Annotated in this window: 6 protein-coding genes and 1 pseudogene; 5 read left to right on the top strand and 2 right to left on the bottom strand. The window is 60.8% G+C overall.

From position 1 onward, the window contains the following. Together I2E26_RS02875 and I2E26_RS02870 are read right to left on the bottom strand one after the other, a co-directional pair. Nucleotides 1-422, bottom strand: a pseudogene (locus I2E26_RS02875) (chromosomal replication initiator protein DnaA); the annotation flags it as partial. Between the two features lie 43 nt (nucleotides 423-465). Continuing rightward, a complete protein-coding gene (locus tag I2E26_RS02870) occupies nucleotides 466-2,004 on the bottom strand; it encodes an ATP-binding protein (RefSeq protein ID WP_195419545.1) in 1,539 nt (512 codons plus the stop codon). Nucleotides 2,005-2,345: 341 nt separating this feature from the next. Here I2E26_RS02870 and rpmH point away from each other — a divergent pair, with 341 nt between their 5' ends. The 5 genes from rpmH to I2E26_RS02845 form a co-directional block, all read left to right on the top strand. Then, complete coding sequence (gene rpmH, locus I2E26_RS02865) at nucleotides 2,346-2,489, top strand: 50S ribosomal protein L34 (protein WP_085829682.1); 144 nt, start codon at nucleotides 2,346-2,348, stop codon at nucleotides 2,487-2,489. Between the two features lie 15 nt (nucleotides 2,490-2,504). Continuing rightward, nucleotides 2,505-2,831 (top strand): ribonuclease P protein component, encoded by a 327-nt coding sequence (gene rnpA, locus I2E26_RS02860; RefSeq protein ID WP_147587745.1) that lies wholly within the window; start codon nucleotides 2,505-2,507, stop codon nucleotides 2,829-2,831. A gap of 44 nt (nucleotides 2,832-2,875) precedes the next feature. After that, a complete protein-coding gene (gene yidD / locus I2E26_RS02855; protein ID WP_147587811.1) occupies nucleotides 2,876-3,070 on the top strand; it encodes a membrane protein insertion efficiency factor YidD in 195 nt (64 codons plus the stop codon). Nucleotides 3,071-3,099: 29 nt separating this feature from the next. Then, complete coding sequence (locus I2E26_RS02850) at nucleotides 3,100-3,876, top strand: YidC/Oxa1 family membrane protein insertase (RefSeq protein ID WP_195419544.1); 777 nt, start codon at nucleotides 3,100-3,102, stop codon at nucleotides 3,874-3,876. 28 nt (nucleotides 3,877-3,904) lie between these two features. Then, on the top strand, nucleotides 3,905-4,467 hold a 563-nt coding region (locus I2E26_RS02845; protein WP_195419543.1), incomplete at its 3' end, for a R3H domain-containing nucleic acid-binding protein.

The raw sequence follows: 4,467 nt of genomic DNA, 5'->3' as shown, positions 1-4,467 counted from the left end.
GGCGCGGGCGCCGGAATGGGTGCCGGAATAGGCGCCGGCACCGAGACCGCGGGTTGCGCCGCGACGGGCTCGGGGGCGGCGGGCTGGGCCGCAACGGCCGGGACCGCGGCGGCCGGAATCGCCGCGGCCGGGGTCGCTACCGGCTGCGCCGCCGTCACCTGCGGTGCGGGTGCACCGGCGGGCGGTTGGACCATCAGCTCGATGGGCATGAACGCTATTTCCTCGAGGTAGCGTTCGATGATGGGCTTGTTGCGCTCCAGGAATGCCACGGCAAACCGCGTGGGGGCCTCGATGATGAGCGCCGTATCGGTCATGTCGAGGGGGCGCGACTGCCCCAGCATATTGGTGAGGCGAGCATCTTGGCTGTCGCGTTGGCAGAAGGCTACGGCGTCTGCCAGCAGGATTTGCGCTTCGCTTTCCATGTTCTTCCTCTTATCGTCCGTCTAATTCACGTCTTGCCGCCTGCTAGCCCTGTTGGGATTGCAGGTTCTGAAGCCATATGCGCCCCATGTCGGTGAGCGTCCGCTTCTGCCCGCGCTTGATCACCAGTCCCGCGCCCGTGAGCGTTTCGAGCTCGCGCGACCAGGTGGGCGCCGATGAGCCGAAGGCCCGTTCGAGGTCGGTGGGGCCGCATGCGTCGTGCTGCTCGAGGTATTGCAGGGCGAGCATGCCGCGTTCGGATACGTATGGCTGCGCCGTTGTGGGGGCGGCGCTTGCGGGCAGGGGCGCCTGTGCCGGGTGTTGCCAGGGGGTTCCGGGATATGCCGGCTCGGGCCACCCCGCCTGCTGCGGGTAGGCTCCCGCCGGCTGGTACATTCCCGGTGCGTAGGCTTGCTGTGCATAAGCTGGCCAGCCGCCGTTCATGCCGGGCGCCGGGTATCCGTATCCGCCCCAGAATTGGCTCTGCGCCTGCGGTGCGGCTGGTCCCGCGTTTTGCACGCCCGCTGCCGCGCCGGGTTGCTGCGGTGGATAGGGGTAGGGATAGGGGCTCTGCTGCATAGGCTGCGCGCCCGGTGCTTGTGGATATGCGCCGGGAAGGGGCTGACCCGGGATGCCCCCGGCGCCCTGCTGGACCGTTGGTTCTGCGGGCTGCATCGGACTGGGGTAGCCCGCGCCCGCGGACGGCGCCTGCGCATCTTGGGATTGCACGACCGGCGCGGGCGCGGGCTGGCCGTATGGTTGGCTGAATGCGCCCGGCGCGTGTACCGCGGCGGGCATGTACGGTTGCTGCGGGCTGGCTGCGGTCGCTCCGTACGGCAGCGGGGCTTCGGCCGCCGCCGTGTCGTAGGGCGGCTGGTTCGTCGGCGCGGAGGTATCGTGTGCCGACGCGGCGGCGTGCCCGCTTCGTACGGCCGCCCCGCGGGTTGCAGCCCGCTTGATCTCGCCGACGCGGGCCGGGTCGAGGCTCACGGTTACCACCGTGCCCTGCCCCAGGTTGTCCTCGATCGATACCGCTCCGCCTGTGTTCTCGAGGTACTGCTGCACCATGGGGAAGCCTGCACCCGTGCCGCGGATGAAGCGCTTCTTGTCGCGGTCCGCCGACGTCACGCCAAACTCGAATGCCCGCTCTTTGTCCTCGATTCCGGGTCCCTGGTCGGCAAAGCGAATGGTGGCGCCGTTATCCAGGATCGAGATGATGGGCTCGACGAAATGGGCGTGAATGAAGTTTTCCACAATCTCGCGGATGACCATGAGGGAGATGCTGCCCCCCTGTTCTTTCATGCACCGGTAGACCGTATTCGTGATCTCTTCCAAGTAGGTGCGCACGTCTTTGGGCGTGATTACGATTACGCGCGGCGTTGAAAGCATGTCGTCGTAGACGGCGATGCGCGTCGCGTAGCTCACCGGTGTCCCTTGGACATCTTCGGACACCTGGCTGTTTTCTCGTGCAGCCTCGGCAAGCGGTCCCCCCGCGGCGGGCTGGGGAGGCAGGGCCCCTGCTATATGGTTGTTGTTGGGGGCGGGGTCGCCCGAATCCACAAAGGGATAGAAATCATCCACCATGGCATCCCGTTCTTTCGTTTCTGTTTCAACAGAATATCAGCTCAGGCTGAAAGCTTTCGCATCTTTCAACAAGTTTTCCCAATCGGTTGAAAACTGAAGAAAAGTCGCGAAAAGTTATTAACAACTTGCCAACAACCTGTGGAAAACTCGGTGAAAGAACGTGAAAGAAAATGTGTAGGCGAATGATCTCGTGCACGAACGATGGAAATGCCCAGGGATTTGTCAATCTTTTCAGCCAGATTCATTGACATTTCCTCCAGCTATTCCCTACAATCTCTAAGCTCACATGTCTATATCTGTGAGTCTGTGAGCAGACGAAATGCACCAGGAGGATAGTAACCATGAAGCGTACCTACCAGCCCAATAAGCGCAAGCGCGCCAAGACCCACGGCTTCCGCGCCCGTATGGCCACCAAGGGCGGCCGTGCCGTACTCGCCCGTCGTCGTGCCAAGGGTCGCAAGCGTCTTACGGTGAGCGACAACTAAAGTCACGCAACTCGCATGAGGACACTGAAGTCTCGGCTGGAGTTCGAGCGTGCGTTCACTCAGGGAAGGCGATATAACCATCCCCTGATTCGAATGGTTATATGTGAAGCAGTCAACGAAGGCGATCCGGGTCGGGTCGCCTTCGTTGCTGCAAAACGCCTTGGCTGCGCCGTCGTGCGCAACCGTTCTAAGCGCGTGCTGCGTGAGGCGGCGCGCGCACTTCGCTTACCTATCGAGGGCTACGACATCATTCTGTTTGCAACGCCCAAGACGCGCACATCCCAGCCCGCTGCCATGATCGAAGCACTCGAATCCCTGCTTAAACGCGCGGGGGTAGCTTAGTGCGCGGATTTTCACTTGTTCTCAACGCTCCCAAGCGCGCTGCGATGGGGGCTGTGCGCGCTTACCAGCGCTATATATCGCCGTTGCTGCCAAGCGCGTGCATCTATTACCCCACCTGTTCACAGTATGCTGTTGAAGCTATTGAGAAATATGGTGTTCTAAAAGGCTGCTGGCTCGCCGCCGGGCGCATCCTGCGATGCAATCCCCTGCGAGTTGGCGGTTATGATCCCGTGCCCTAACAGGGCGTTTTCGTTCGGAGGATTTCAACATGTGGGATTGGATCGTTAACATTCTATTGGAGATCCTGAAGGTTATTCAGGGTTTCGCGGTCGACTGGGGCCTGTCGATCATCATCTTGGTGATCATCGTGCGCCTGCTTCTTACGCCGCTGCTTCTCAAGTCGACGAAGGCGACCGCCCGCATGCAGGTGCTGCAGCCCAAGCTTATGGAGCTGCAGGAGCGCTATGCCGATGACCCGCAGCGCCAGGCCGAGGAATTGCAGAAGTTCTACAGCGAGAATAAATTCAACCCGTTTGGCGGTTGCCTGCCGCTGTTCATCCAGATGCCGCTCCTGCTCGCGCTCTTTACGCTCCTGCGCGACCTGCCGCATTATTTCCCGAACCACGAGGGCTCGTTCGCTTTCTTCGACATCTTGCCCAGCCTTACCACTTCTCCGGCTACCGCCATGGCCGACGGTTTCACCGCGGCGCTGCCGTACATCATCGCGTTGGTGCTCTTCTCGGTGCTCACGCTTATCCCTCAGCTGTACATGTCCCGTAATCAGACGGGTGCCCAGGCTCAGAGCATGCGCACCATGGGCGTCGTCATGACCATCATGATGCTGTTCGTCGGTTGGGGGCTGCCCGCTGGCGTCCTGCTGTATTACGATGTTTCTACGCTTTGGCAGGTTATCCAGCAGATCTTCGTAACGCAGAAGATCATCGACAAAGCTAAGGCAGAGGAAGAGGAGCGCCTGGCTAACGCGCCCATGGAGGTCAACGTTATTCGCCGCGAGCGCAAGCCTCGTCCGCATAAGAAGAACTAATCAGGTACCTTACTAATTAGGAGGAACCATGTCTGAGCTGATGAACGACGAGACGGCCGCTGCCGAGGAGACCTCGATTGATTTTGAGGTGCTTGCGGAGCGCTATAAAGCCGGCGAGGTGCTTGCCGATGCTGAGCTCGACGCTATCGCCGATGTCGCCGTTTCTATTCTGCGCGCCATTCTTGGACACTTCGACGCCGCCGACTCTCCCATCGATGAGTATGACGGTGATGAGGGCGAGCTGATCCTTGATGTTACTGCTCCCGACCTTGCTGTCCTGATCGGTCGCCATGGTCGTACGCTTGAGGCCCTCCAGACCCTGTTCTCTCTGCTTGTGAGTAGGAAGCTCGGTTTTCGTTATCCGGTTGTAGTTGATGTCGAGGGATACAAGAGTCGCCGCCAGGATAAGGTTGTATCGATGGCGCAGTCTGCTGCCGCTCGCGCTTTGAGCCAGGGCCGGTCGGTAAAGCTTCCTCCCATGACTGCCTATGAGCGTCGTCTCGTTCATATCGCGCTTCGAGATAACGCTGAGGTTGATACCCATTCCGAGGGCGTTGATCCCGAGCGCAGGGTTGTAATTCAGCCTCGTTA

The organism is Collinsella sp. D33t1_170424_A12 (assembly GCF_015554865.1).
Lineage (GTDB): Bacteria > Actinomycetota > Coriobacteriia > Coriobacteriales > Coriobacteriaceae > Collinsella.
This window is presented reverse-complemented; position numbering and strand designations above follow the sequence as displayed.

Bases quoted from the DNA above. Each gene is read 5' to 3' on its own strand.
- I2E26_RS02870 (WP_195419545.1), bottom strand. From the start codon at position 2,004: ATGGTGGATGATTTCTATCCCTTTGTGGATTCGGGCGACCCCGCCCCC.
- rpmH (WP_085829682.1), top strand. From the start codon at position 2,346: ATGAAGCGTACCTACCAGCCCAATAAGCGCAAGCGCGCCAAGACCCAC.
- rnpA (WP_147587745.1), top strand. From the start codon at position 2,505: ATGAGGACACTGAAGTCTCGGCTGGAGTTCGAGCGTGCGTTCACTCAG.
- yidD (WP_147587811.1), top strand. From the start codon at position 2,876: ATGGGGGCTGTGCGCGCTTACCAGCGCTATATATCGCCGTTGCTGCCA.
- I2E26_RS02850 (WP_195419544.1), top strand. From the start codon at position 3,100: ATGTGGGATTGGATCGTTAACATTCTATTGGAGATCCTGAAGGTTATT.